The sequence below is a fragment of the Yoonia maritima genome (genome assembly GCF_003003285.1).
Taxonomy (GTDB): domain Bacteria; phylum Pseudomonadota; class Alphaproteobacteria; order Rhodobacterales; family Rhodobacteraceae; genus Yoonia; species Yoonia maritima.
Map to the genome: position 1 here is coordinate 190,019 of NZ_PVTP01000004.1, position 25,494 is coordinate 215,512.

Consider the following 25,494-nt stretch of genomic DNA (forward strand, 5'->3'; position numbering starts at 1 on the left):
AGCTATTAATGATCAGTATCTCGAAGGTACTTGAACCAGTATTCTTTGATCCAACGCACGGGAAAGTAACCGAATTTTTCGGGGCTTCCCCAGCGTTTAAACGGACCTTTGGTCATTTCGTCAGGATCGGGTTTGCCGTGGAAAATGACAACGTAGCCTTGGGGGCGGCTAATTGGTCGCACCAGATTGACCGGGAAATGATAGGCGAGGCTTTTTTTGAAGCTCAGCATCCAACCGATTGGCCAGCTGTGCCTGTCAGCGGCATGATCGTGGATGTAGTCCTGATCATTTCTAAACTGACGCAGTTCGTCAAAACTTTTGTCGTGGCTTTCTAGGTAAAGGTGGTCCTGCGTCTCCGCAACGAACCCTACGACCGACGAATTCGATTTGAGTTCCTTTCCGAATAGTTTGGGAAAGGTACGTGGCAAGGTGTCGGGGATTTCTTTGATAATATGTAGCCCACCGACCGTCGTGAGGTGGTCAAATAGAGGTGTAAGGTCACGCAAGATCACGACGTCCACGTCCATCATGATGACTGGCGTACCCGGCGTGAATAGACCCGGTGCAAACGCGCAGAGCTTGGGCCACATTCCCCGGTGCCATTTTGATTTTTCCATGGCGAATGGTGGAAACTCCACCACTTCGATCCCTTCGGCCAGCCCCTCTGCGTCATCGGTCATACACACGAACCGAAACGGCGTTTTCATCATGTCGGTCAAAGCCCGATACAGGATGTTTGTGTACTTGCAGGGGTATCCGCTACCCCATTTAAAGCAAAGTATGACAGGTGTCAGATCATCAGCCATAGTGTGCCACCGGTGTTCCTGCGAGCGCCGACATGTTCAGCAATCCACGTGGCGTGATGGATGGTGTAACAATATGACAGCGGTTGCCCATGCCCATGAGGATCGGTCCGACCTCTAGCCCGCCGCCTTTCATTTTCAGGATGTTGCGCACGCCTGATGCGGCGTCGGTGTTAGCAAAGATCAATACGTTTGCAGCGCCCGGAAGGTGGGCGTCTGGGAAGACACGGTTGCGCAGTTCGACGTCTAGCGCGGCATCGATGTGCATTTCGCCCTCGTAGGCAAAGTCGCGCGGTTGGCTGTCGAGAATCGCCATTGCGGCACGCATCCGTACGCCTGTGTCGCAATCGAGGTTGCCGAATTGGCTGTGTGAACAGAGCGCGATCTTGGGTTCGACCCCAAAGCGGCGCACGTGGCGGGCTGCCCCGATGACGGTTTCGGCGATTTGTTCTGGTGTCGGTTCCGAGTGCACTTGGGTGTCGGCCACGAACAATGGCCCATCTTCAAGGATCATCAGGGACAGGGCACCAACCGGATGAAGGGTCTGGTTTCCGAGGATCTCGGTCACGTATTTCAAGTGCCAGCGGAATTGACCAAAGGTGCCACAGATCAGGCTGTCGGCCTCTCCGCGGTGGACCATGACGGCGCCAATCGCTGTGGTGTTTGTCCGCATGATCGCCTTGGCCAGATCAGGCGTCACGCCTTTGCGGGCCATTAGGTTGTGGTAGGTTTCCCAGTAATCGCGGTAACGCGGATCGTTTTCTGGGTTAACGATGCTGAAATCAACGCCGGGGCGGATTTTCAGGCCCGCACGTTCGCAACGCTGGGCGATCACGTCGGGGCGACCGATTAGGATTGGCGTGTCTGTCGTTTCTTCCATGATTGCTTGGGATGCGCGCAGCACGCGTTCGTCTTCGCCTTCGGCAAAGACAATGCTGCGTGTCACAGTGCGTGCCGCGTCAAAGACGGGGCGCATGATCATCGCGGATTTAAAGACGGATCCGTCCAAGTTTGCCTTATATGCGGTCATATCCGCGATGGGGCGGGTTGCGATGCCTGTTTCCATTGCCGCCTTAGCGACAGAGCTGGCGACGACACCCATAAGGCGTGGATCAAAGGGTTTCGGGATCAGGTAGTCGGCACCGAATGTCAGCTTTTCACCTGTGTAAGCTGCTGCTGCCTCGGCACTTGTCGTTGCGCGGGCGAGGGCGGCGATACCTTCGATGCAGGCGATCTTCATCTCGTCGTTGATGTCGGTCGCGCCAACGTCCAGCGCACCGCGGAAGATGAACGGGAAGCACAGCACGTTGTTGACTTGGTTCGGGAAATCGCTGCGGCCGGTCGCGATGATCGCGTCAGGTTTCACTGCGCGGGCGTCATCGGGGCTGATTTCTGGCGTGGGGTTTGCCAGCGCAAAGATGATTGGCGCATCCGTCATCTGCACGACCATTTCGGGTTTCAAAACACCGGGGCCAGACAGGCCAAGGAACATGTCAGCACCAGCGATTACATCGTTCAATGTGGCTTTTGTTGTGCCTTGGGCGTATTCGGCTTTTTGCGGCGTCATGTCCTTTTCTCGGCCGTTGTAAACAAGACCTTCGATATCACACAGCCACACGTTTTCACGCTTTACGCCAAGTTTCAGCAGCATGTTCAGACATGCGATGCCAGCCGCGCCGCCGCCTGTGCTGACGATTTTGATGTCTTCGAATTTCTTGCCCGCGACGCGCAGCGCGTTGGTTGCGGCAGCACCAACAACGATGGCGGTACCGTGCTGATCGTCGTGGAACACGGGGATGTTCATCCGTTCACGGCAGATTTTCTCGACAATGAAGCAGTCGGGCGCTTTGATGTCTTCTAAGTTAATCGCACCGAAGGTGGGTTCGAGCGCGCAGACGATATCGGCCAATTTTTCAGGATCGGGTTCATTTAGTTCAATATCAAAGCAATCGATATTGGCGAACTTTTTGAATAGGACCGCTTTGCCTTCCATGACAGGTTTTGAGGCCAATCCGCCAATGTTTCCAAGGCCTAGAACCGCAGTGCCATTGGTCACAACGCCAACAAGGTTACCACGTGTTGTGTAGTCGCGGGCGGTGTCTGGGTTTGCTTTGATCTCAAGACAAGCTTCGGCGACGCCGGGCGAGTAAGCACGTGACAGATCGCGACCGTTCGCCAAAGGCTTGGTCGCGCGAATTTCAAGTTTCCCGGGTTTTGGGAACTGGTGATAGTCCAGCGCTGCCTGCCGCGTGCTGTCTTTTGCGTCGTCTGTCATCGGTTCCTCCAAATATGGTTTAACGTTAAACCATTCTCATGCCGCAACGGAAGTTGTTGGCTGTCGTTAATCACAGTTTAGGGGCATTTGGCAAATCATTCGACGCAATGACAGTCAAATTGCCGCCTGTTGGTTTCGTTTACGCATTGTCTGGTCTTGCATCCGCAAGCGTCAAAGATCACTCTGTGTGAACCAATACGGAGAGAATGATGACCCTTATCGAAACAGCGCGTGCTGTGCGTGAAAACGCCTATGCCCCTTATTCAAAGTTCAAAGTAGGTGCTGCTATTAAGGCGACGTCAGGTGCCATCTATGCTGGCTGCAACGTAGAAAATGTCGCCTATCCCGAAGGCACATGCGCCGAGGCCGGTGCGATTGCCGCGATGATTGCCGCAGGCGATACACGTATCGCTGAGATCGCGGTGATTGCTGACAGCCCGAAACCCATCAGTTGCTGTGGCGGTTGCCGTCAAAAAATCGCGGAGTTCGCGGATGGTGATGTAGTTGTGACCCTGACGACCGTGGATGGCGTGACGGCGCATACAACCGTTGCTGATTTGCTGCCGGGCAGTTTTGACGCAGATTACATGAGCCGCGTCTAAGATGGATGCCCGTGCGATCATAGCTGCGGTGCGCCGCCATCACACACCTAGTGCAGAAGAATTGGCATGGTTTGCCAAAGGTCTGGCGACTGGCGAAGTCAGCGACGCGCAAGCCGGTGCCTTTGCGATGGCTGTTTGCTTGAATGGCCTGTCTGACGAAGGCCGCGTTTCGCTGACCAAAGGTATGCGTGACAGTGGTGACGTTTTGCATTGGGATTTGCCTGGGCCTGTGTTGGATAAGCATTCGACTGGTGGCGTGGGGGACTGCGTATCTTTGATCCTTGCGCCGACTTTGGCCGCCTGTGGTGTATATGTGCCGATGATCTCTGGTCGTGGGTTGGGGCATACGGGTGGCACGTTGGATAAGCTTGAGGCGATCCCCGGTCTGTCTGTTGATGTGACTGAACGCCGGTTGCATCAGATTACCCGCGATATCGGCTGTGCCATCGTCAGTGCTACTGGCCAAATTGCCCCTGCCGACAAGCGCCTTTATGCGATCCGCGATGTGACAGCGACGGTTGAAAGCGTGGATTTGATCACGGCCTCAATTCTAGCGAAAAAGCTGGCGGCGGGGCTCGAGGGGCTGATCCTTGATGTGAAATGCGGCTCTGGCGCGTTTATGAAAACGCCGCAAGATGCGGAGGCATTGGCGCGTGCATTGGTTGATGCCAGTAATGGCGCAGGCTGCAAAACTGAGGCGATGATCACCGATATGAATGCGCCTCTGGCACCCGCATTAGGCAATGCGGTTGAGGTGGCTGTCTGTATGGAGGTTCTATCAGGCAACGCCGCTGCGGCGCCCCGGCTTCATGAATTGACTGTTGCGCTATGTGTGCGGCTATTGGCGATGCGCGGTGTTGACGATGCCGAGGAGCAGGTAACCCGCGCGATCAGTTCGGGTGCCGCGATGGAGAAATTTGGTCAGATGGTTGCCGCTTTGGGTGGCCCGCCTGACATGGCTGATGACTGGCACACCCACCTGCCCAAAGCGCCGGTGGTGAAACCGGTTCCGGCCCCCACAGCGGGGCATATTGCTGCCATTGATGGTGAGGCGTTGGGGTTTGCCGTGGTTGCCTTGGGTGGCGGACGTCACGTTGAGACGGACAAAATCAACCCGTCTGTTGGCTTTACCGATATGATTGCGCTAGGGGATGCCGTTGCTGCGGGTGAACCGCTTTGCATGGTGCATGCTGCGACTGATGGCGACGCAGCAGAGGCTGTGGCTGCCGTGCAGGCCGCCGTGCGCATCGGTGACGCAGCAAAACCCGGCCCATTGATTATTGGAAGGATCACATGATGGCGCGCGCATTTTTGATTGTCATCGACAGCGTCGGTATCGGCGGTGCGCCAGATGCGGATCAGTTCTTTAATGGTGACTTGCCCGATACGGGTGCGAACACAGTGGCGCATATTGCCCAAACCGCAGGCCTACAGGTTCCGGTGATGGATGCGCTGGGGCTGGGTGCCGCCGTTAAGCTGGCGTCAGGAGAGGACGCTCCGGGCATGGGCACCGCCCCAACCGGTGGCTGGGGGGCTGCGACCGAAGTTTCACAGGGCAAGGATACGCCCTCAGGTCATTGGGAACTGGCAGGTGTGCCTGTCCCGTGGGATTGGCACGTGTTCCCTGATGCGCAGCCAGCGTTTCCAGATGAGGTTGTTGCGCAAATTTGCGCGGCGGCAGGTACCGACGGCATTTTGGGGAACCGCCATTCGTCTGGCACCACTATTATCGAGGAAGAGGGCGAAGCGCATCTGAAAACCGGATGGCCGATTTGTTATACTTCGGCGGATTCGGTTCTGCAGATTGCGGCACATGAAGAACATTTTGGATTGGATCGCCTGCTAAAACTGTGCGCTGATATCGCGCCAGTGCTGCACGAAATGAAAGTAGGTCGTGTGATTGCACGCCCGTTCGTGGGTGAGCCGGGCGATTTCAAACGCACTGGCAACCGCAAAGATTTCGCGATTGCGCCGCCATCTCCGACGATCTGCGACTACGTCCATGATGCAGGTCGCAAGGTGTATGCGGTCGGCAAGATTGGCGACATTTTTTCGATGCGCGGCATCGATGACCTGCGTAAAGGGCGCGACGACGCGTTGATGGGGCATATCAGCGATTTGGTGGACGAGGCCGACGATGGTGCTTTGGTCTTTGCGAACCTTGTCGAATTTGACAGTGAATTTGGCCATCGCCGTGATCCCAAAGGTTATGCCGGGCATCTTGAATGGTTTGACGCTGAACTTGGGCGCATCTTACCCCGGTTGCGCTCCGATGATCTGTTGATCGTCACGGCGGATCATGGCAATGACCCGACTTGGTCCGGGACTGACCACACCCGCGAGCGGGTTCCAGTGCTGGTCCATGGGATCGGTGCGCGGGAACTTGGCCAATTGGCGTTCACTGACGTTGCAGCGAGCATCGCAGCGCACTTGGGCGTAAAATATAACGGAGAGGGGCGCAGTTTCCTATGAATTTCAAAGACATCCCAAAGGTCGAACTGCATACGCACCTTGAAGGATCGGCGCCGCCTGCGTTTATCGCTGGGCTGGCCCGCGAAAAGAATATCGACATCAGTGGTATCTTTAACGCTGACGGCAGCTACGCATTTCGCGACTTCGATCATTTCCTAAAGGTGTACGAGGCCGCGTGTGAGCCGCTGCAATCGCCCGAGGATTTCCGCCGCCTGACCATGGCTGTGCTGGAAGAAACTGCCGCGCATGGCGTCGTCTATATGGAGACATTCGTGTCACCTGATTTCTGCGGTGGCGGCGATGTTTCCGCATGGCGCGATTATCTGGCTGCGATGCAGGACGCCGCGGATGAGGCCGAACGTACGATGGGTATTACCTTGCGTGGTATCGTAACGGGGATCCGGCACTTTGGCCCTGATCAGTGTAAGGTCGCAGCCCGTTGTGCCGCCGAAACCAAGGGTGATTTCATCACTGGGTTTGGCATGGCTGGCGGCGAAATGGCCGGGCGTCCGGGTGACTATGCCTATAGTTTTGATATGGCGCGCGAGGCGGGTTTGCAGTTGACGGCACACGCTGGCGAGTGGGGCGGACCTTCTATGGTTGCCGAGACTATTCGCGACCTGAAGGTCGAACGCATCGGCCACGGTATTGGCGCGATTGATGATGCGAACCTGATGGAAGAAATCGCTGATAAGGGGGTCGTGCTAGAGGTTTGCCCAGGTTCAAACGTTGTGCTGAAAGCGGTCACCAGCTGGGGCGCGCACCCAATTGCGAAACTGCGCGACGCTGGTGTGCCAGTGACGGTATCTACGGATGATCCGCCGTTCTTTCACACGACAATGACTGCTGAATACGAAATGCTAGCCAAGACATTTGGCTGGGGCGAAGACGATTTCAGGGCTCTGAATGAGACCGCCTTGAACGCCGCCTTTTGCGACGAAGAAACCCGCGCCCGTGTGGCAAAACGATTGGAGCCTAAAAATGACTGATCATGTCACCCACGTCACCCACCCATTGGTGCAACACAAACTGACGCTGATGCGCCAGAAGGATACATCGACCGCCGTTTTCCGGCAGCTATTGCGCGAGATTAGCCAGCTATTGGCGTACGAGGTCACGCGCGGTCTGCCGATGACGACCAGGCAGATTGAAACGCCGCTGCAGACAATGGATGCGCCCGTTATTGACGGCAAGAAGCTGGCGCTTGTGTCGATCTTGCGCGCGGGCAACGGTTTACTGGATGGTGTTCTGGAATTGATCCCATCTGCACGCGTTGGTTTTGTCGGGCTTTACCGCGATGAAGAAACGCTTGAGCCGGTTCAGTATTATTTCAAAGTCCCAACCGAGCTAGAAGACCGTTTGGTTATTGCGGTCGACCCAATGCTGGCCACCGGTAATTCGTCAGTCGCTGCAATTGACCTGCTGAAAAAGGCGGGTGCCAAGAACATCCGTTTCTTGTGTCTGCTTGCATCACCCGAAGGCATCGCCCGCATGAAAGAAGCACACCCCGATGTGCCGATTGTAACTGCGGCGATTGACGAAAAGCTGAACGAAAAAGGCTATATCGTGCCCGGGCTTGGCGACGCTGGCGACCGGATGTTCGGCACCAAATAAACGTTTAGATGTTGCAGATGTTCTGCAAACTTACCCATTCACTGTCCGTCAAAATGGCGGGCAGTGTTTCACCCTCAACCGGGTCCACGCCTAAGTCGGGCATATTCCCAGTCATTTCATCTAGCAACGCAAGATAAGGCGCATGCGGGATTTGTGCCGCGCTGAACGCAGCGCGCAGTTTGGCTCGGTTCGGTGTTGAGCCTGTTCCTGCTGTGATTTCTTGCGCGTTTTCTTGCAGTACTTCGGACGGGATTTCGCCCGTTGTTAGCAGCTTGAACGTCACGCCAAGCCCCGCGCTGTGCAGTACAGTTTCCAGTGGGTCATTTTCGCCGGTTCCTGCGCGGCTAGCCACGATAAATCCAGCAGGTGCTGCCGGATCGTCCGCCTGTTGCAACAACCCGTAATCCAGCAATATTAGCCGCCCCGGAATAGAGACTGCACCTTGGTTCAGATGCGGAACAACCACGATTTTGGTGCGTGTTTCTACCCCGAACAGACGCTGGGCGAGTTTTACGGCCGCTTCGTTGGCGCGCGGTTCGCGGCATGGTGCGCCAGTCGTTGCTTGCATGTGGCCCAGCATCGTTGCGCCGATTTCTATGCGTTTTGAAATTGGCACGACTGAAAGCGTCTGGCGCGTCAATGCACCGGGTAGCCAGAAAACGGCCAACGCCAGTGCTGTGGCGGTGATGCCAGCTGTCGTCAGGTGACGTAGTTTGCCGGGTTTTGGTCGCGCCTTGTCGAGCGCTTTTTGGATTTCACCAATGGCGTCGATCATCAGGTCGTCTGAGATTTCGATGGTTTCGTCGGCGTCATCGCCGGGGGCATAGATTGCGGGCGTTTCGCCGGGGTTTGTGCGTAGGATTGCAGGTAGCGACCAGTGGGTTAGCGGACGCCCTGCGCCATCCGCGATCACCAGTGTCGCGTTGCCAAAGGAAATGACGACGTCGCGCCGCTGCGCATCGCTGTCAGCGCGCCACAAGCCGTCGCATTCCAGCCGCTCATATTTATCAAGTGCTGTCATTGCCCGAACTGCCTTTTTTAGAAACAATATCGCGGGGCGGACGTATTGTCATGTCGGTAATCACCAGTAGGCGGGCAAAACCCAACTGGGTTGGCGCACCCTGAAAAAACAGGATGCGCCGTTTGTCTTAAGCAGCTTTTTCAGCAGCAGCGAAGCGCTTGTAGAACTCTTGGTTCTTGTCCGCCATTTCACGCAGCAGGGCAGGGGTTGTGAACCGCGGACCGAACTCTTCGGTCAGCTGGTCACAGCGTTCTGCGGCATATGGTGTGCCGATGATGTCCAGCCAGCTGAACGGGCCACCTGACCAAGGCGCAAAGCCCCAGCCAAGGATCGCGCCAACGTCACCTTCGCGGATGTCTTCCAGCACACCTTCTTCAAGCGCGCGAACAGCCTCAAGCACCTGTGCGAACATCAAACGGTGCTGCACTGTGGTCAGTTCAGGCTGGTCATCTGCAACAGGGTACTGCGCGGCTAGACCTTCCCAAAGACCGGTACGTTTGCCTTTGTCGTCGTAGCTGTAGAACCCGCTGTTGGACTTGCGGCCCAGACGTTTTTGGTCAAACATCCAGAACAGGACTTCGTCGACTTCGCCATCTGGGTATTCGTCGCCCATAGCGGCCTTTGTCGCCTTGGCGATCTTCACGCCCAGATCAACCGAAGTTTCGTCAACCAGCTGAAGCGGACCAAGCGGCATGCCCAGCAGTTTCGCTGCGTTTTCGATCAGCGCAGGTTCGACGCCTTCCTTCACCATCCGAATACCTTCGTTGATGTAAGGAATGATGCAGCGGTTCGCATAGAAGAACCGTTCGTCGTTGACGACGATTGGTGTCTTGCGGATCTGGCGCACGAAATCGAGCGCCTTGGCCACAGCCACGGAGCCGGTTTCTTTGCCTTTGATGATCTCGACCAGAAGCATCTTGTCTACAGGGCTAAAGAAGTGGATGCCGATGAACTTTTCAGCGTCGTTCGATGCCTTAGCAAGTTCAGTGATTGGCAGGGTCGATGTGTTGGTCGCAAAGATGCAGTCAGGTCCGACGACAGCTTGTACCTTTTTCGTGACCTCGGCTTTGACGCCCACGTCTTCGAACACCGCTTCAACGATCAGATCACAGCCACTCAGTGCGGCGTAGTCCGTTGTCGCGTTGATCAGGCCAAGCACGGCTTCTTTTTTCTCTTCGGTCGCCTTTTTGCGGGAAATCCCTTTGTCCATGTAGGACGTGGTGTAGGATTTGCCTTTGTCAGCAGCCTCTTGTGTGCTGTCGATCAGGACAACCTGAATGCCAGCCAATGCAGAAACAAGCGCAATGCCTGCGCCCATCATGCCAGCGCCGATGATGCCGACCTTTTTGACCTTTTGGTCTGCGACGTCAGGGCGGTTCGCACCTTTTTCAAGCGCTTCTTTGTTGATGAACAAACTGCGGATCATGGCAGATGAAGATGGGTTCATCAGGATGTTGGTGAACCAACGTGCCTCGATCTTAAGCGCTGTGTCGAATGGGACCAATGCGCCTTCGTAGACGGCTGACAGCAGAGCCTTGGCCGCAGGGAATGCGCCCTGGGTCTTGCCGTTGACCATTGCGGATGCGCCAACAAAGGTCATGAAGCCAGCAGGGTGGTACGGCGCGCCGCCGGGCATTTTATAGCCCTTTTCATCCCATGGTTTCACGATCTTAGGCTCTGATAGAACCCATGCTTTGGCTGCGTCCAGCAGTTCGTCAGCAGGAACAACTTCGTCGATCACGCCAGCTGCTTTGGCTTTCTTAGGGTCGTTTAGCTTGCCTTCGAGAAGAAGGGGCGATGCACCCATTGCGCCCAGCTTTCGTGACAGACGTGTTGTGCCGCCAGCGCCGGGGAAGATGCCAACCATGATTTCTGGTAGGCCGATTTTGGCTTTGGCGTTATCAGCCGCAAAGATGCGGTGACAGGCCAGAGGGATTTCTAGACCAATGCCAAGCGCAGTGCCGGGCAGGGCGGCTGCGATAGGTTTGCCGCCTTTGTTGGTTTTTGGGTCCATACCGGCGCGCTCGATTTTGCGCAGGACGGCGTGCATGCCCATTAGGCCGTCAAACAGACCCTTGGCAGGGTTGTCGCCAGCGCTTTCTTTCATCTTTGCGATGATGTTCAGGTCCATGCCGCCAGCAAATGTGTCTTTGCCGGATGTAATCACGATGCCTTTGACCGCGTCGTCGGCCAGCGCGTCGTCAATAAGGCCGTCAAGAACGGGCCAAGCCTCCATGGACATGACGTTCATGGATTTGCCTTGAACGTCCCAAGTGATGATTGCGACGCCGTCAGCGCCTTTGTTCATTGTAAAGTCAGTCATAACAGTGGCCCCTTACACGCGTTCAATAATTGTGGCTGCACCCATGCCGGATGCGATGCAAAGCGTGGCAAGACCAGTGCCTTTGCCCGTGCGTTCAAGTTCGTCCAGCAGGGTGCCGATGATGATCGCGCCTGTGGCACCCAGTGGGTGCCCCATAGCGATTGAACCACCGTTCACGTTGACCTTGCTGTCGTCCACGTTGAACGCCTGCATGAAGCGCAGAACAACGGATGCGAATGCTTCGTTCACTTCGAACAGGTCGATGTCGGAAATCGACATGCCGCTGTCTTTCATGATTTTTTCCGTCACGGGCACAGGGCCAGTCAGCATGATGGTTGGATCGGTACCGATTTTCGCAGTGGCACGGATCACAGCGCGAGGTTTGATCCCCATTGCTTCGCCGTATTCCTTGGAACCGATCAGAACGCCAGCAGCGCCGTCCACGATACCAGAGGAGTTACCAGCGTGGTGGATGTGGTTGATCCGCTCGAGGTGCGGGTATTTCATCAGCGCGACTTTATCAAAGCCGGGCATGGTTTCACCCATGGCTTGGAAGGCTGGGTTCAGGCCACCAAGCGACTGCATGTCTGTCCCGGGGCGCATGTATTCGTCGCGGTCCAGAATGGTCAGGCCGTTTACGTCAGTTACTGGCACGATGGATTTGGCAAAACGGTTGTCTGCCCAAGCGGCCGCTGCACGCTTTTGGCTTTCCATGGCAAGCTGGTCTGCCATTTCACGGGTGAACCCGTATTCGGTCGCGATGATATCAGCAGAGATACCTTGGGGGACGAAATAAGTGTCCATCGCGATTGATGGATCGACAGCGATTGCAGCGCCGTCAGAACCCATTGGCACGCGGCCCATCATTTCCACACCACCAGCGATATATGCGGAACCTGCGCCGCCTTTGACTTGGTTTGCGGCAAGGTTCACGGCTTCCATGCCAGATGCACAGAAACGGTTGATCGCAAGACCGGGGATCGACTGGTCAAGGTCTGAAGCCAAAACCGCAGTACGCGCAAGGCAACCGCCCTGTTCGCCAACTTGGGTGACGTTCCCCCAGATCACGTCCTCCACGGCGTGACCTTCAAGGTTGTTGCGCTCTTTGAGCGCATTCAGAACGCCAGCGGACAAGCGTGCAGAGTTCACCTCGTGCAGGCTGCCGTCTTTGCGGCCCTTGCCGCGCGGAGTGCGCACGGTGTCATAGATATAGGCTTCGGTCATAGTTTCCTCCGTTCAGGCACGGTCAGCGGGGCTGCCGGGCATTAGTTCATAAGGTGGTTTCCAACCAGGCTGGGATGCGATTGCATCAAGCCAACGGTCGATATTCGGGTAATCTTTGCGGTCGAATGAGAATGGTTCGGGGTAATACAGGTACCCGGCGCAGCACAGGTCAGCGACGGTGATGTCATCGCCTGCCAGCCACGCATGGTTGGTCAATTGATCGTCCAGTGTTTTCAGCGCTGAAGCGAGCCGGGCCGATAGAAATGCAATTACGTCTGCGTTGCGTTTGTCTTCTGGTAGGAAATTCATTTGGAACCGGAGCATGCCAGCGATGCTGGATAGTTTATGGTTATCAAAGAACATCCAACGCAGCACTTCGCGGCGTGCATCGGCCGATCTGCCACCCATCTTACCAGTTTTGGAGCTGAGGTAATCAAGGATCACACCAGATTGCGTTAACGTAAGATCACCGTCCTGCAACACTGGGGCTTCGCCCATGATGTTCAGTTCACGGTATTCGGGGCTGCGCGATTCACCTTTGAAAAAGTCGATGAACACGGGTTCCCATTCGATATCCATCATCGAAAGCGCCATGGCGACTTTGTACGAATGACCGCTTTCACCGAAACAGTGCAATTTCATTGTCATATCTTCCCCCTGTACGCCCCTAAGGGCCTGTTTTCGCTAGCCGCATGAGCATGGATAGCGAATGCTCTTGCCGGGAAACCCGGCAAGAGCGGTCAGTCAGAGCTTAGAAGTTAGCAGCGTCCAGCGCCATCACAGTATCGGCACCTGTGTTAATACGTGCGAGGTGCACGCCTGTCGCCGGAAGTTGACGCGCCATGTAGTATTTGCCCGTTGCGATTTTGGTCTCGTAGAAAGCTTTGTCGGATGCGCCACCTTCGAGTGCTTCCATCGCGGCCTTAGCCATTTTCGCCCACATCAGACCAAAGCAAACGTGACCCATCATGTGCATAAAGTCATAGGATCCAGCCAGCGCGTGGTTCGGGTTCTTCATGCCGTTTTGCATAAAGTACATGCCAGCAGCTTGCAGGTCTTTTGACGCCGCTTTGAGAGGCTCAAGGAAGTCAGCTTTCAGCGCTTCGTTACCTTCGTTTTCTTTGATGAAGGTTTTGATCATCTCAAAGAACGCCATGACGTGCTTGCCGCCGTCTTGGGCCAGTTTGCGACCAACAAGGTCAAGCGCCTGAACGCCGTTTGCGCCCTCATAGATCATCGCGATACGTGCGTCGCGCGCATACTGGGACATGCCCCATTCTTCGATGTAGCCGTGACCGCCGTAAACCTGCTGTGCGGCAACTGCGTATTCAAAGCCTTTGTCAGTTTGGAAACCCTTGATGACGGGTGTCATCAGTGAAATCAGACCGTCGGCTTCTTTGTCGCCATTGCGGTGTGCACGGTCGATCAGGTTTGCACCCCAAAGTGTGAATGCACGCGCACCTTCGACGAATGATTTCTGATCCATCAGGTTGCGGCGAATATCTGGGTGCACGATCAGTGGATCGGCTGGGCCATCTGGGTTTTCTGCGCCAGTTACGGCGCGTCCTTGCAGGCGGTCGTTCGCATAGGCAACGGCGTTCTGGTACGCGCTTTCAGCTTGGGCATAGCCTTGCAGGCCAACGCCGATGCGGGCTTCGTTCATCATTGTGAACATTGCACGCATGCCTTTGTGTTCTGTGCCTAACAGGTAACCAGTTGCTTCGTCATAGTTCATGACGCAGGTCGAGTTCCCGTGGATGCCCATCTTTTCTTCGATAGAGCCGACAGACACGCCATTGCGATCACCAAGCGAACCATCCTCGTTCACCATGAATTTTGGCACGATGAATAGGGAAACACCTTTGATGCCTTCTGGGCCGCCTTCGATTTTGGCCAGTACAAGGTGGATGATGTTATCCGCCATGTCGTGATCGCCAGCCGAGATAAAGATCTTTTGGCCAGAGATTTTATAGCTGCCATCAGCTTGTGGGGCTGCCTTGGTGCGCATCAGGCCCAGATCCGTACCACAATGTGGTTCGGTCAGGTTCATGGTGCCGGTCCATTCGCATGTGACCATCTTTGGCAGGTATTTCTGTTTTTGTTCGTCAGTACCGTGCGCGTGGATCGCGGAGTAGGCACCGTGTGTCAGGCCCTGATACATATTGAACGCCATGTTTGCAGACACAAATGGTTCTTGTGCCGCGCTGTTCATCACGTAGGGCAGGCCCTGACCGCCATACTCTGGATCGCAATCCATTGCAGTCCAGCCGCCTTCTTTCATTTGCTCAAACGCAGCTTTGAAGCCTTTTGGTGTGCGCACAACTCCGTTCTCAAGAACGCAGCCTTCTTTGTCACCAACAACGTTGAGCGGGTGCAGGACTTCGGTTGCGACTTTGCCGGCTTCTTCGAGGACGGCACCGGTGAATTCCCGGTCAAGATCATCATAGCCTTCGATGTCTTGTTCACTGACTTTCAGTAGATCATGCAGAACGAACTGCAGGTCTTTTGTCGGTGCGTTGTAAATTGGCATTGTCGTGTCTCTCCCTAAAGTCCTGTATTTGACGCGGTGGTTTAAGCCGCGTCGTTTTTCCGTTGGCCGAGTTCGGCAAGCTTCGCCGCGCCCCACGCCATTTGTTGTTTCAGTTCGCCAATAGCTTCCTCGAGCTCAGCTTTCTGAGCTTCCATGTCAGCCAAGTGACGTTCTGCTGTTTCGTAAGTCTTGGACAATTGCGCCTCTTGGCCGTCGTCCATGTGATATAGGTCCAGCAGCTGCCGGATTTCTTCGAGGCTGAAACCAAAACGTTTGCCGCGCAAGATCAGCTTGAGCCGCGCACGATCACGTTTTGAGAAAAGCCGTTTTTGTCCTTCGCGGACAGGAAACAGCAGCTCTTTTGATTCGTAAAAGCGAAGCGTACGTGGTGTCACGTCAAAAGCGTCGCACATTTCGCGGATGTTCATCATTTCAGTCGTCATTACTCGTTCCTTGGTGCAAATCAATCTGACCGGCACTTGCGGATATAAGACGTAGCTTACAAGCAAAGGTGACGTTAACGTAAACGGAACGTCGCGTCATTTCAAAGCTGACGAAAGGTAAAGAAAGATGACGCTAGGGTATGAGAAATTTTATAAGAGGGAGGGAATGTGCGAAATTCCCACTTAAGGTTGAATCAGCCCAAAGTCTTTGCGGTTTCTTCACGCAGTGCGCTGAGTTCTGTCATCGTTTCTTCGAGCTGTTTTTTCTGCTCTGCGAGTTCGATCATTTGTCGATCTGCCAATGAAATCCATTCGCGCATTTGCGCTTCGGTGCCTTCATGTTCATAGATCATCAGCCATTGTCTGATGTCTTCCAAAGAGAATCCAAATCGCCGTCCACGCAAGATCAATGTCATGCGCGCAAGTTCTTTTGCGCCATAAAACCGCGAGCGCCCTTCTTTTTCTGGCGTTAGCAGTTCGATGTATTCGTAGTAACGTAACGTCCGTGGCGTCACATCGAATTCTGCACACATCTCTTTGAATGAAAGGCGTTTATCAGTCATCGCGTTCTCCCTTGCTTTAACGTAACCGCTGTTTGGCGCTCGGGCAACTAGGTCTGTAAGGTAAGTTTGTGATCGGGACTTGCAGATATGGCGTGGCACGTCACAATCCCCTGACCCAGCCAATTTGCTGCAAGGATAGATAATGACAGATCAGACGTCAGTGAACCGCAATAAGATTGCCCGCCAGTTCATCGAGGCGATCCCACATGCACAGACATTGGGGATGTTGTTGACCGAAATCGGTGACGGCACAGCCGAGATTACCATGCCTTATGATGATCGCCTTGTGGGTGATCCGGAGACGGGCGTTATTCATGGCGGAGCAGTGTCGGCTTTGATGGATACATGCAGTGGCGCAGCCGTCATGGTGCATCCTACAGCGCCAATCGCGACCGCGACACTAGATCTGCGTATTGATTATATGCGGTCTGCAAAGCCAGGTGATAGGCTTACAACCCGCGCCGAGTGTTATCACGTGACCCGATCTGTGGCATTTATTCGGGCGACTGCATTTGATGGTGACTTTGATCGCCCCGTTGCGACAGCCACGGGTGCCTTTACGATCGAGAGGGCCCCAGAATGAAACGTCCTGAACCCGTTCAGGTTGTTAAGCAACGCCGTGATTCCGCGCTGCAACGTTTGGTCGAAGGTGTGCCGTATATTCAGTTTTTGGGCATTCAAATTGACCGTCGTGGTGACGAACTTACCGGTGTGTTACCTTATGATGATAAACTGATCGGGAACCCGATGCTGCCTGCATTGCATGGCGGGGTAACTGCTGCGTTTCTAGAAGTCACTGCGATCATGGAACTGACATGGTCAACGACGTGGGCAGATATGGAAGCCGGTAAGCTGACCGATGTAACCCCACGTATTGTATTGCCAAAGACGATTGATTTCACCGTCGATTATTTGCGGCCCGGGCTTCCACGTGATGCCTATGCACGTGCGCGTGTGAACCGGTCGGGGCGTCGCTATGCGTCTGTTCACGTTGAGGCATGGCAAGACAACCGGACCCGTTTATTTGCGCAGGCCACTGGGCATTTCCTGATGCCACAACGGAATGGCTGATATCGCGCGGCTGACGCATCGTCGGGTCCTGACCATCGCGCTGCCGGTTGTGTTATCTAATGCCACGGTTCCGATCCTTGGCGTAGTTGATACAGGCGTTGTGGGCCAGATGGGCGAGGCGGCACCAATTGGTGCCGTCGGTATCGGCGCGATCATCCTGACTGCGATTTATTGGATTTTTGGTTTCCTGCGTATGGGGACTTCGGGCCTGACGGCGCAAGCGACTGGCGCAAAGAACGAGGCCGAGGTCGCGGCGCTTTTGACCCGCTCACTGATCATCGGCCTTAGTGCGGGCGTCGCGATTATCTTATTGCAAGGGCTGTTGTTTGCAGGTGCGTTCCGCGTATCGCCAGCCACGCCAGAGGTCGAAAACCTCGCGCGTCAGTATATGGCAATTCGCGTTTGGTCCGCTCCAGCGATGATCGCGCTTTATGGAATCACAGGGTGGCTAATCGGGCAGGAGCGTACTGGCGCCGTCTTCGCGATCCAGTTGTTGATGAATGGGACCAACATTGCGTTGGATTTGCTGTTTGTCCTTGGGTTCGAATGGGGCGTTCAAGGGGTCGCATGGGCGACGTTCATTGCTGAATGGGCCGGTGTGGTACTGGGTCTATGGCTGTGCCGTGCAGCGTTTGCTGTCCGTGATTGGCGCGACTGGGCGCGGGTGTTGGACCGGGCGCGGCTGATCAACATGGCTGCGGTGAATTCGGACATTATGATCCGTTCTGTTTTGCTGCAGGCGATCTTTGTCAGTTTCTTGTTCTTTGGCGCGAAGTTTGGAGAGGTCCAATTGGCGGCAAACCATATCCTGCTGCAATTCCTAAGCGTCACCGGCTATGCGATGGATGGTTTCGCTGTCGCGGCCGAGGCATTGGTCGGGAATGCGATGGGTGCCCGTTCACGCGCTGCGCTGCGCCGAAGTGCAGTGATGACCACCTTCTGGGGCGGTGTAATTTGTATCGTGCTGGCCATCTGTTTTGCAGTTTTCGGAACAACGATCATCGCGATCATGGCAAAGAACGTACCGGTCCAAGAGGCGGCAGCTATCTATTTGCCCTATATGGTTGCCGCGCCAATCGTTGGGGTGCTGCCATGGATGATGGATGGGATATTCATCGGTGCAACCCGAACCAAGGACATGCGCAACATGATGATCATCTCGACGATCATCTATTTCGCGGCGGTGATTCCTTTGATGCAGGCCTATGGAAACCACGGTTTGTGGTTGGGGTTACTGCTTAGCTTTGTCGTGCGTGGCATCACACTGGGATGGAAATATCCGGGGTTAGAGGCGGCTTCAGAGCCAGTCGCCTCTGCCTGATCCAACCGCATCACTGACATTCGCGAAACCGTCGCGTTCTAGTAAAGCATCGAGCCCGCGCGTGATTTCATCGACTAGTGAGACGCCGCCGTAAACCAAGGCGGTGTATAGTTGAACGACCGAAGCGCCTGCACGGATTTTTTGGTAGGCCTGTTCGGCGCTGCCGACACCGCCAACCCCGATGATAGGCAGGTCGGTCATACCGGATAGCTGCGCCAATGTCCGTGTGGATTTTTCGAACAGGGGTTGCCCTGACAATCCACCTTTTTCGGCGGCATGTGGTCCGCGTAGACCAATGCGATCAAGCGTGGTGTTTGTCGCCACGATTGCCGAGATGCCTGACGCATTTGCGACCTCGGCCACTTCGGCCAATTCGTCGGCAGTCAGGTCTGGTGCGATCTTTAGAAACACGGGGATTTTTGTCTCAAGCGCATTGCGCGCGTCCATAACCCCAGCAAGAAGCGCAGCAAGTGCTGCTTTGCCTTGCAGATCACGCAGCTTTTCGGTGTTTGGCGACGATACGTTGACCGTTGCGAAATCGACGTGCGGGCCGCAATGCGTCAGCACTGTCGCAAAATCGGCTGCGCGGTCGGTGCTGTCTTTGTTCGCGCCAAGGTTCAGGCCAAGAACGCGGTCCTTGGGGCGTTGGGCAAGGCGGGTGCCGATGGCCTCCATCCCGTCGTTGTTAAACCCAAAGCGGTTGATGGCGGCTTGGTCCTCGGTCAGGCGGAACAGCCTTGGCTTTGGATTGCCTGGCTGTGGGCGGGGGGTTGCGGCGCCTACCTCTAAAAAACCAAAGCCGGTGCGGGCCAGCGCATTCAACGCAGTCGCGTTTTTGTCAAAGCCGGCAGCAAGGCCAACAGGGTTAGGCAGATCAAGGCCTGCCAATTGCGTGCGCAGCCGGTCAGATGTGAACGGGCCGCCGCGCGGGCCAAGCCCTGTGTTCAAAGCCTCGAGTGCAAGACCATGGGCGGTTTCAGAATCAATACGGCGTAGGGCAGCAAGGCCGATTTGTTCTAACAGCTTCATGATAGTTCCGGGAATTGGTGGATTCCATCGATCAGCGGTAGTGGCGCGTCCCACAACACATCTGACATGCGTAGATTGCGGTAGAGATGGGGGAACAGCACGCCTTCGCGGGCAGGTTCCCATTTGAGCGGGTCAAGTGTGTCAGCCTCAAGCGCCAGCAAAACAAGCCCCTCGGCACCAGCAAAGTATTTTGCGGCAGTCTCGGCGACAGTTTCGGCGGTCGAAAAGTGAACATATCCATCAGCCACATCAATCGGCGCACCTTGGGTTTCGCCTTTGGCTTGCAGGTCTGCCCATTCGTGGGCGCGGAAAATTTTGTATATCAGCATGGCGTTGTCATGGAGGTTGCACACAAATTGGTCAAGCACCGGATCGCAGCCCGGATATGCTGGAACTTAACGTAGGGGCAGTCGGGCTGTATTGGCGAAGCCATTTGACTCTGAACTAGGCCGTTGCCAAGCTACGGCCATTCCAACTTGGGGACTGAAACAATGATTTCACGTATTTTGACATCCACCTGTGCACTGGCACTGTCTGCGGGGGCCGCTGCGGCCGACTATTCGCTGACGATCCTGCACACAAACGACTTTCACGCGCGGTTTGAACCAATCAGCAAATATGACAGCGGTTGTTCTTCCGAAGACAACGCTGCTGGCGAATGCTTTGGCGGTACTGCGCGTTTGGTAACTGCAATTGCTGATGCGCGCGCGCGCAGCAACAACAGCATCCTTGTGGATGGCGGTGACCAATTCCAAGGCACATTGTTCTACACCTACTATAAAGGTGCGATGGCTGCGGAATTCATGAACAAGCTTGGCTATGATGCGATGACAGTGGGTAACCACGAATTCGACGATGGCCCAGAAGTTCTGCGTGGGTTCATGGATTCGGTTGAATTCCCTGTGCTGATGTCCAACGCTGATGTATCAGGCGAGCCTTTGCTGGCTGACGTCCTGATGAAATCCACAGTGATTGAGCAGGGCGGCGAAAAAATCGGTCTTATCGGTCTTACGCCACATGACACACATGAACTCGCAAGCCCCGGCGACAACATCATCTTTACTGACCCTTCTGAAGCGGTTCAGGGCGAAGTGGATAAACTGACCGAAGCAGGCGTGAATAAGATCATCGTTCTGTCGCACTCTGGCTATGTTGTTGACCAGCAGGTTGCTGCAAACACGACTGGCGTTGACGTGATCGTTGGTGGTCACTCGAACACATTGCTGGGTGATATGGACGGCGCTGCTGGTTCTTATCCAACAATGGTTGGCGACACGGCAATCGTGCAGGCCTATGCCTACGGTAAATTCTTGGGTGAGTTGAACGTTACCTTTGATGACGCTGGTGTTCTGACCGAAGCATCGGGTGCGCCATTGCTAATCGACGGCCAAGTTGCCGAAGATGCAGAAACTGTTGCGCGCATCTCTGAACTGGCACAGCCGCTCGAGGAAATCCGTAACAAGGTTGTGGCTGTTGCGGCTTCTGCGATCGAAGGCAACCGCGACGTTTGCCGTGCGATGGAATGTTCAGGTGGTAACCTGATTGCAGACGCGATGCTTGATCGTGTTGCAGATCAGGGCATCCAAATCGCGATTGCGAACTCTGGTGGTATCCGTGCCAGCATCGACGAAGGCGACGTCACTATGGGTGAAGTCCTGACTGTGCTGCCATTCCAGAACACACTGTCTACATTCTATGTGAGCGGGGAGACTGTTGTTGCCGCACTCGAAAATGGTGTGAGCCAAATCGAAGAGGGCGCAGGTCGTTTCCCGCAGGTTGCTGGTATCACTTTCACTGTTGATGCTGCCGCAGAGGCCGGAAGCCGTGTGTCAGACGTGATGGTTGCAGGTGAAGCTATTGATTTGGCTGCGACATATGGTCTGGTCTCCAACAACTACGTTCGTAACGGTGGCGATGGTTACGCGATGTTTAAAGATGCATCCGATGCCTATGACTTTGGCCCAGACCTTGCAGATGTGACTGCAGAGTATCTGGCGGCGAATGCGCCATATGCACCATATACAGATGGTCGTATCGCGCTGAAGTAAGTCAAGAAAAAGTCGAACAAGGCGCGCTGCGGTTATCCGCGGCGCGCTTTTTTGTGGGCGTAAATCAAATTTCTAGAAATTTGATGCCTCACCAGCGGATATTTGTGTAGGTAAAGGGAAGTGGTCGCTTGACCCTTTGGTCGCAGTGCAATAATTCATCCCTACAGCGCGCGGGCGTTGTGTAATGGTAAGACCTCAGCCTTCCAAGCTGATGACACGGGTTCGATTCCCGTCGCCCGCTCCAAAATTTCCATTTAGAATTGTACTACGGTTATACGAATGGCCGCCTTGTTAAACAGGGCAGGCGGTTTTATGTCTTTTGGCAAGCAATATAGATGAGACTGTAATGGCCCGATCCCCCAAAGTCGTTGAAGAACGCGCACCAGGAAAACGAATTAGCGCGCTCAAGGCGCTCTGGCCGTTTCTACAGCCTTATAAGCTTAACATTATTGGCGCTGGGCTTGCGTTGATCTTTACGGCTACCATTTCGCTAATTTTACCAATTGCTGCACGGTTGATCGTCGATAACTTTAGTGCAGATAACGGAGAGATGTTGTCGCAGCACTTTACGACGATGCTTATTTTCGCGGGGTTGCTCGCTTTGGGCACGGCGGTGCGTTATTTTCTTGTGACCCGGCTGGGTGAACGCATTGTTGCGGACATTCGCAAAGCGGTCTTTGGCCGCATGATCGGGATGAGCCCTGCATTTTATGAACGCGTGATGACCGGCGAGGTGTTAAGCCGCATTACCACGGACACCACTTTGATCCTTTCTGTCGTTGGCAGTTCGGCATCTATCGCGTTGCGCAATGTTTTGATTTTCCTTGGTGGCGTCGTGTTGATGCTTTTGACTTCGGTCAAGATGAGCGTAATGGTTCTTTGGCCGATCCCTGTCGTGCTGTTTCCTATGATGATCTTGGGTCGCCGTGTCCGGAGCCTTTCGAAGGAAAATCAAGACCTCATCGCCGAATCAAGCGGTGGCGCATCTGAACAATTGCTATCGGCCCAAACGGTGCAGGCCTTTACCCACGAAGATCGTAGTCGCGCGAAGTTCGATGAGGTGACTGAACAAAGTTATAGGTCTGCGCGTCGCCGTATTTTAACCCGCGCATTTTTAACTGCGCTGGTTATCTTTATGGTGTTTTCTGCCATCGTGATGTTCCTGAATATGGGGTCGCAAGATGTCCGCACAGGCGAAACGACCGAAGGCGGTTTGGTTCAGTTTATGATTTACACAATCATGGTAGGCGGCGCGGTCGCTGCCCTGTCCGAAGTCTGGGGCGAGCTGCAACGTGCAGCTGGTGCAACCGAACGGTTAGTTGAATTGCTAACAATTCAAGATACTGTCCAGGACCCAGATGAACCCGAAGCTGTCGTTGCGCCGGTGAAGGGTGGCCTGACGTTTGACAATCTTCACTTTAGCTACCCTTCGCGGTCGGATATTCCAGCGCTTCACGGTATTAACTTAGACATTAAACCGGGTGAAACCGTTGCGCTTGTTGGGCCTTCTGGGGCTGGTAAAAGCACGATGATCCACATGGTGCAGCGATTTTATGATCCGCAGGTTGGTTCCGTTCGAATGGACGGACAGGATCTACGCGAACTGGAGCGTTCCGAATTTCGCAAGCATATCGCGTTGGTGCCACAAGACCCGGTGATTTTTGCCGACACGGCGCGTGAAAACATCCGCTTTGGCCGTCCAGCTGCGACAGATGCTGAGGTTGAAGAAGCCGCCAAAGCCGCGGCCGCACATGATTTCTTGATGGCGTTGCCTGACGGCTATGAAAGCTATGTTGGTGAACGGGGCGTGATGCTGTCAGGTGGGCAAAAGCAGCGTATCGCCATTGCGCGGGCGATTTTACGTGATGCGCCGATTTTATTGCTCGACGAGGCCACAAGCGCGCTTGATGCAGAAAGCGAACATGCCGTTCAAAGTGCCGTTGATGAGCTGGCGAAAACGCGCACGACGCTGATTGTCGCCCACCGTTTGGCAACGGTCAAAAAAGCGGACCGTATTGTTGTGTTCGAAGAGGGTAGGATCGTCGCTCAAGGGACCCACGATAGTCTTGTGGCGCAGGGTGGTCTGTACGCGCGTTTGGCAAAATTGCAATTTACCGACGGTGTTGCCGCAGAATAGTGCGAAAATTTCGCAGCGTCAGACTTGCGAAAATTTGCGTATATGCCCACGCTGTCCCGCAAGACAATGACCGCCCGTTAACAGGCGGCGAAATACCAGGGGAGGAGAAACGGCATGGCGTATGCGACTGTCGCTGATCGGAATGCGATCGAGAACGAAAAGCCATGGGATCAGCGTAAGCTGCCCACAACAACCTATGAAATGCTAAGTCAGACGGCTGCAAAGCACGGCGCGCGCAATGCGGTTAGCTTTAGCCTGATGTCGGACCCAGACGCAAAGTGTGAGACCCTGTCTTGGGACACATTGCGCGAGAAGACCGCGCAAACGGCGAACTTGTTTCGTTCATTGGGTGTTGGCGAAAATGACGTTGTTGCGTTTTTGCTGCCGAATGCGACCGAAACGATTCTGACTTATCTTGGCGGGCAGGTGGCCGGGATTGTGAACCCGATTAACCCGCTGCTTGAGGCCGAGCAAATCTCGGCCATCTTGCGTGAAACCAACGCAAAGGTTTTGGTGACGCTCAAGGCATTTCCCAAGACCGATGTCGCGCAAAAGGCGGCTGAGGCCGTACGATTTGCCCCAAACGTGAAAACCGTTCTTGAGGTTGATCTGCTTCGGTATCTGACGGGCCTGAAAAAATTCATCGTTCCGCTGATCCGTCCTAAGAACCCAACCAACCACGACGCGCGTGTTTTGGATTTCAATTCTGAGGTAGCGAAGCAGCCTAAGCAATTAGCGTTCGCCGATAGCACTACAGACCGTGTTGCCGCGTATTTCCATACCGGTGGTACCACTGGGATGCCAAAGGTCGTACAGCACAGTTATTCTGGTATCGTGTATAATGCGTGGCTGGGTGATCGTTTGTTGTTCACCGAACAAGACGTGCAGATTTGCCCGCTTCCGCTGTTCCATGTTTTTGCAACGATTGTTTCGCTCGGTGCGTCGCTTGGATCAGGTGCAGAGGTCGTGTTCCCCACGCCGCAAGGCTATCGCGGCGAGGGTGTTTTCGATAACTTCTGGAAGCTGATCGAAAAGCACAAAGTCACCTTTATGATTACGGTACCTACGGCCATGTCTGCGCTGATGCAGCGTAAGGTGGATGCCGATATTTCATCACTACGTTTGGCGTTTTGTGGCTCTGCGCCGCTGCCGCTTGAACTTTACAAACGGTTTGAGGCCGCTGCGGGTGTTACGATTTGCGAAGGCTACGGTTTGACCGAGGCGACCTGCCTTGTCGCGATTAACCCACCTGAAGGTGAGAAACGTGTTGGCTCTATCGGGATACCATTTCCGTATACTGACATCAAAATCATGTCTGTCGCAACGGGCTCCGAAGTGGGCACTGATGAGATCGGCGAAATCTGTGTTTCCAACCCCGGCGTGTCTGACGGTAAGACTTATACCGAAGCAGATAAAAATGCGGACCTTTATTATGGGGGCGATAAGTCAGAAACACAGTATCTGCGCACTGGCGACTTGGGTCGGATCGATCCTGATGGGTACCTTTGGATTACAGGTCGCGCAAAGGATTTGATTATCCGTGGCGGTCACAACATCGACCCCGCAGAAATCGAAGAAGCGCTTGCTGGTCATGAGGCCGTTGCCTTTGCTGGTGCGATCGGCCAACCCGATGCCCACGCAGGTGAAATTCCTTGCGCTTATGTCGAATTGGTTGATGGTGCGGCGATTTCATCAGAAGAACTGATCGCGTTCGCCAACGAGCACATTCATGAACGCGCTGCTTTCCCTAAGTATCTGGAGATACTAGACGAGCTGCCCAAAACTGCGGTTGGCAAGATCTTTAAGCCTGATCTGCGCAAACGTGCGATCACCCGGGTTTATAATGAGGTCTTGGAAAAGGTTGGCGCCGAAGTGCGCGAAGTGGCTGAAGATAAAAAACGCGGGCTTGTCGCACGTATTGCAAAAACGGGCGATGTGAAGGATCAAGATATCGAAAAAGCGTTGGGTGACTTTACGGTCAAATGGGAGATCGTCGAGTAACGCCAAACGCGCCCACA

22 protein-coding genes and 1 tRNA gene are annotated in these 25,494 nt (G+C 54.7%); 12 read left to right on the top strand and 11 right to left on the bottom strand.

The features are described 5' to 3' along the window. Nucleotides 1-5: 5 nt before the first annotated feature. On the bottom strand, nucleotides 6-806 hold the full coding sequence (locus CLV80_RS07560) for a hypothetical protein (RefSeq protein WP_106356544.1): 801 nt from the start codon (nucleotides 804-806) through the stop codon (nucleotides 6-8). After that, the gene (locus CLV80_RS07565) at nucleotides 799-3,078 is read right to left on the bottom strand and encodes an NADP-dependent malic enzyme (protein ID WP_106356546.1); all 2,280 of its coding nucleotides are present in this window, start codon (nucleotides 3,076-3,078) and stop codon (nucleotides 799-801) included. The genes CLV80_RS07560 and CLV80_RS07565 overlap by 8 nt, the downstream gene beginning before the upstream one ends. Nucleotides 3,079-3,287: 209 nt before the next feature. Here CLV80_RS07565 and CLV80_RS07570 point away from each other — a divergent pair, with 209 nt between their 5' ends. The 5 genes from CLV80_RS07570 to upp are packed head-to-tail and all read left to right on the top strand — an operon-like array spanning nucleotide 3,288 to nucleotide 7,766. Next, a complete protein-coding gene (locus CLV80_RS07570) occupies nucleotides 3,288-3,680 on the top strand; it encodes a cytidine deaminase (RefSeq protein ID WP_106356548.1) in 393 nt (130 codons plus the stop codon). 1 nt (nucleotide 3,681) lies between these two features. Continuing rightward, nucleotides 3,682-4,977, top strand: coding sequence for a thymidine phosphorylase (locus CLV80_RS07575; RefSeq protein ID WP_106356550.1), 1,296 nt, complete (start codon nucleotides 3,682-3,684; stop codon nucleotides 4,975-4,977). Beyond that, nucleotides 4,977-6,152: a phosphopentomutase gene (locus CLV80_RS07580; RefSeq protein ID WP_106356944.1), complete on the top strand. Its 1,176-nt coding sequence runs from the start codon at nucleotides 4,977-4,979 to the stop codon at nucleotides 6,150-6,152. Before CLV80_RS07575 ends, CLV80_RS07580 begins: the two co-directional genes overlap by 1 nt. Continuing rightward, the gene (locus tag CLV80_RS07585) at nucleotides 6,149-7,141 is read left to right on the top strand and encodes an adenosine deaminase (RefSeq protein ID WP_106356552.1); all 993 of its coding nucleotides are present in this window, start codon (nucleotides 6,149-6,151) and stop codon (nucleotides 7,139-7,141) included. Before CLV80_RS07580 ends, CLV80_RS07585 begins: the two co-directional genes overlap by 4 nt. Beyond that, a complete protein-coding gene (gene upp, locus CLV80_RS07590) occupies nucleotides 7,134-7,766 on the top strand; it encodes a uracil phosphoribosyltransferase (RefSeq protein ID WP_106356554.1) in 633 nt (210 codons plus the stop codon). Before CLV80_RS07585 ends, upp begins: the two co-directional genes overlap by 8 nt. A gap of 4 nt (nucleotides 7,767-7,770) precedes the next feature. Here upp and CLV80_RS07595 read toward each other — a convergent pair whose 3' ends face one another. From CLV80_RS07595 to CLV80_RS07625, 7 genes are all read right to left on the bottom strand, one after another. Further along, on the bottom strand, nucleotides 7,771-8,787 hold the full coding sequence (locus CLV80_RS07595; protein WP_106356556.1) for a hypothetical protein: 1,017 nt from the start codon (nucleotides 8,785-8,787) through the stop codon (nucleotides 7,771-7,773). Between the two features lie 127 nt (nucleotides 8,788-8,914). Further along, nucleotides 8,915-11,110: a 3-hydroxyacyl-CoA dehydrogenase NAD-binding domain-containing protein gene (locus CLV80_RS07600; RefSeq protein WP_106356558.1), complete on the bottom strand. Its 2,196-nt coding sequence runs from the start codon at nucleotides 11,108-11,110 to the stop codon at nucleotides 8,915-8,917. 12 nt (nucleotides 11,111-11,122) lie between these two features. After that, complete coding sequence (locus CLV80_RS07605; RefSeq protein ID WP_106356560.1) at nucleotides 11,123-12,334, bottom strand: acetyl-CoA C-acetyltransferase; 1,212 nt, start codon at nucleotides 12,332-12,334, stop codon at nucleotides 11,123-11,125. A 12-nt stretch (nucleotides 12,335-12,346) separates the two neighbouring features. Continuing rightward, nucleotides 12,347-12,982 carry a glutathione S-transferase family protein gene (locus CLV80_RS07610; RefSeq protein WP_106356562.1) on the bottom strand — a complete coding sequence of 212 codons (636 nt, stop codon included), beginning with the start codon at nucleotides 12,980-12,982 and terminating at the stop codon, nucleotides 12,347-12,349. Between the two features lie 103 nt (nucleotides 12,983-13,085). After that, nucleotides 13,086-14,864, bottom strand: coding sequence for an acyl-CoA dehydrogenase C-terminal domain-containing protein (locus CLV80_RS07615; protein WP_106356564.1), 1,779 nt, complete (start codon nucleotides 14,862-14,864; stop codon nucleotides 13,086-13,088). A gap of 41 nt (nucleotides 14,865-14,905) precedes the next feature. Further along, nucleotides 14,906-15,307, bottom strand: a complete 402-nt coding sequence (locus CLV80_RS07620) for a MerR family transcriptional regulator (protein WP_106356566.1) — start codon at nucleotides 15,305-15,307, stop codon at nucleotides 14,906-14,908. 194 nt (nucleotides 15,308-15,501) lie between these two features. Continuing rightward, nucleotides 15,502-15,870 carry a MerR family transcriptional regulator gene (locus tag CLV80_RS07625; protein ID WP_106356568.1) on the bottom strand — a complete coding sequence of 123 codons (369 nt, stop codon included), beginning with the start codon at nucleotides 15,868-15,870 and terminating at the stop codon, nucleotides 15,502-15,504. Between the two features lie 142 nt (nucleotides 15,871-16,012). Between CLV80_RS07625 and CLV80_RS07630 the strand changes: the two genes are divergently transcribed. From CLV80_RS07630 to CLV80_RS07640, 3 genes are read left to right on the top strand one after another with little or no spacing between them, the layout of a single operon-like run. Further along, on the top strand, nucleotides 16,013-16,453 hold the full coding sequence (locus tag CLV80_RS07630; protein WP_106356570.1) for a PaaI family thioesterase: 441 nt from the start codon (nucleotides 16,013-16,015) through the stop codon (nucleotides 16,451-16,453). After that, the gene (locus CLV80_RS07635; protein ID WP_106356573.1) at nucleotides 16,450-16,941 is read left to right on the top strand and encodes a PaaI family thioesterase; all 492 of its coding nucleotides are present in this window, start codon (nucleotides 16,450-16,452) and stop codon (nucleotides 16,939-16,941) included. Before CLV80_RS07630 ends, CLV80_RS07635 begins: the two co-directional genes overlap by 4 nt. Continuing rightward, nucleotides 16,934-18,262, top strand: coding sequence for an MATE family efflux transporter (locus CLV80_RS07640; RefSeq protein WP_106356576.1), 1,329 nt, complete (start codon nucleotides 16,934-16,936; stop codon nucleotides 18,260-18,262). The genes CLV80_RS07635 and CLV80_RS07640 overlap by 8 nt, the downstream gene beginning before the upstream one ends. On the opposite strand, the gene CLV80_RS07645 is transcribed toward CLV80_RS07640, so the two are convergent. Both CLV80_RS07645 and CLV80_RS07650 read right to left on the bottom strand, forming a co-directional pair. Further along, nucleotides 18,239-19,291: a quinone-dependent dihydroorotate dehydrogenase gene (locus CLV80_RS07645; RefSeq protein ID WP_106356578.1), complete on the bottom strand. Its 1,053-nt coding sequence runs from the start codon at nucleotides 19,289-19,291 to the stop codon at nucleotides 18,239-18,241. The two genes, CLV80_RS07640 and CLV80_RS07645, sit on opposite strands and share 24 nt — an antisense overlap. Beyond that, complete coding sequence (locus tag CLV80_RS07650) at nucleotides 19,288-19,620, bottom strand: DUF952 domain-containing protein (RefSeq protein WP_106356580.1); 333 nt, start codon at nucleotides 19,618-19,620, stop codon at nucleotides 19,288-19,290. The genes CLV80_RS07645 and CLV80_RS07650 overlap by 4 nt, the downstream gene beginning before the upstream one ends. Before the next feature lie 162 nt (nucleotides 19,621-19,782). Here CLV80_RS07650 and CLV80_RS07655 point away from each other — a divergent pair, with 162 nt between their 5' ends. The 4 genes from CLV80_RS07655 (at nucleotide 19,783) to CLV80_RS07670 (ending at nucleotide 25,477) form a co-directional block, all read left to right on the top strand. Next, entirely contained in the window at nucleotides 19,783-21,339 is a 1,557-nt protein-coding gene (locus CLV80_RS07655; protein ID WP_106356582.1) for a bifunctional metallophosphatase/5'-nucleotidase, read from the top strand. A gap of 170 nt (nucleotides 21,340-21,509) precedes the next feature. Then, nucleotides 21,510-21,583 (top strand) — tRNA-Gly (locus CLV80_RS07660). 102 nt (nucleotides 21,584-21,685) lie between these two features. Continuing rightward, nucleotides 21,686-23,476: an ABC transporter transmembrane domain-containing protein gene (locus tag CLV80_RS07665; RefSeq protein WP_106356584.1), complete on the top strand. Its 1,791-nt coding sequence runs from the start codon at nucleotides 21,686-21,688 to the stop codon at nucleotides 23,474-23,476. Nucleotides 23,477-23,590: 114 nt separating this feature from the next. Continuing rightward, nucleotides 23,591-25,477, top strand: a complete 1,887-nt coding sequence (locus CLV80_RS07670; RefSeq protein ID WP_106356586.1) for an acyl-CoA synthetase — start codon at nucleotides 23,591-23,593, stop codon at nucleotides 25,475-25,477. Nucleotides 25,478-25,494 lie beyond the last annotated feature (17 nt).

What these genes read in the sequence shown, in the direction of transcription:
- CLV80_RS07560 (WP_106356544.1), bottom strand. Translation starts at nt 806, where the DNA reads ATGGCTGATGATCTGACACCTGTCATACTTTGCTTTAAATGGGGTAGC.
- CLV80_RS07565 (WP_106356546.1), bottom strand. Translation starts at nt 3,078, where the DNA reads ATGACAGACGACGCAAAAGACAGCACGCGGCAGGCAGCGCTGGACTAT.
- CLV80_RS07570 (WP_106356548.1), top strand. Translation starts at nt 3,288, where the DNA reads ATGACCCTTATCGAAACAGCGCGTGCTGTGCGTGAAAACGCCTATGCC.
- CLV80_RS07575 (WP_106356550.1), top strand. Translation starts at nt 3,682, where the DNA reads ATGGATGCCCGTGCGATCATAGCTGCGGTGCGCCGCCATCACACACCT.
- CLV80_RS07580 (WP_106356944.1), top strand. Translation starts at nt 4,977, where the DNA reads ATGGCGCGCGCATTTTTGATTGTCATCGACAGCGTCGGTATCGGCGGT.
- CLV80_RS07585 (WP_106356552.1), top strand. Translation starts at nt 6,149, where the DNA reads ATGAATTTCAAAGACATCCCAAAGGTCGAACTGCATACGCACCTTGAA.
- upp (WP_106356554.1), top strand. Translation starts at nt 7,134, where the DNA reads ATGACTGATCATGTCACCCACGTCACCCACCCATTGGTGCAACACAAA.
- CLV80_RS07595 (WP_106356556.1), bottom strand. Translation starts at nt 8,787, where the DNA reads ATGACAGCACTTGATAAATATGAGCGGCTGGAATGCGACGGCTTGTGG.
- CLV80_RS07600 (WP_106356558.1), bottom strand. Translation starts at nt 11,110, where the DNA reads ATGACTGACTTTACAATGAACAAAGGCGCTGACGGCGTCGCAATCATC.
- CLV80_RS07605 (WP_106356560.1), bottom strand. Translation starts at nt 12,334, where the DNA reads ATGACCGAAGCCTATATCTATGACACCGTGCGCACTCCGCGCGGCAAG.
- CLV80_RS07610 (WP_106356562.1), bottom strand. Translation starts at nt 12,982, where the DNA reads ATGACAATGAAATTGCACTGTTTCGGTGAAAGCGGTCATTCGTACAAA.
- CLV80_RS07615 (WP_106356564.1), bottom strand. Translation starts at nt 14,864, where the DNA reads ATGCCAATTTACAACGCACCGACAAAAGACCTGCAGTTCGTTCTGCAT.
- CLV80_RS07620 (WP_106356566.1), bottom strand. Translation starts at nt 15,307, where the DNA reads ATGACGACTGAAATGATGAACATCCGCGAAATGTGCGACGCTTTTGAC.
- CLV80_RS07625 (WP_106356568.1), bottom strand. Translation starts at nt 15,870, where the DNA reads ATGACTGATAAACGCCTTTCATTCAAAGAGATGTGTGCAGAATTCGAT.
- CLV80_RS07630 (WP_106356570.1), top strand. Translation starts at nt 16,013, where the DNA reads ATGACAGATCAGACGTCAGTGAACCGCAATAAGATTGCCCGCCAGTTC.
- CLV80_RS07635 (WP_106356573.1), top strand. Translation starts at nt 16,450, where the DNA reads ATGAAACGTCCTGAACCCGTTCAGGTTGTTAAGCAACGCCGTGATTCC.
- CLV80_RS07640 (WP_106356576.1), top strand. Translation starts at nt 16,934, where the DNA reads ATGGCTGATATCGCGCGGCTGACGCATCGTCGGGTCCTGACCATCGCG.
- CLV80_RS07645 (WP_106356578.1), bottom strand. Translation starts at nt 19,291, where the DNA reads ATGAAGCTGTTAGAACAAATCGGCCTTGCTGCCCTACGCCGTATTGAT.
- CLV80_RS07650 (WP_106356580.1), bottom strand. Translation starts at nt 19,620, where the DNA reads ATGCTGATATACAAAATTTTCCGCGCCCACGAATGGGCAGACCTGCAA.
- CLV80_RS07655 (WP_106356582.1), top strand. Translation starts at nt 19,783, where the DNA reads ATGATTTCACGTATTTTGACATCCACCTGTGCACTGGCACTGTCTGCG.
- CLV80_RS07665 (WP_106356584.1), top strand. Translation starts at nt 21,686, where the DNA reads ATGGCCCGATCCCCCAAAGTCGTTGAAGAACGCGCACCAGGAAAACGA.
- CLV80_RS07670 (WP_106356586.1), top strand. Translation starts at nt 23,591, where the DNA reads ATGGCGTATGCGACTGTCGCTGATCGGAATGCGATCGAGAACGAAAAG.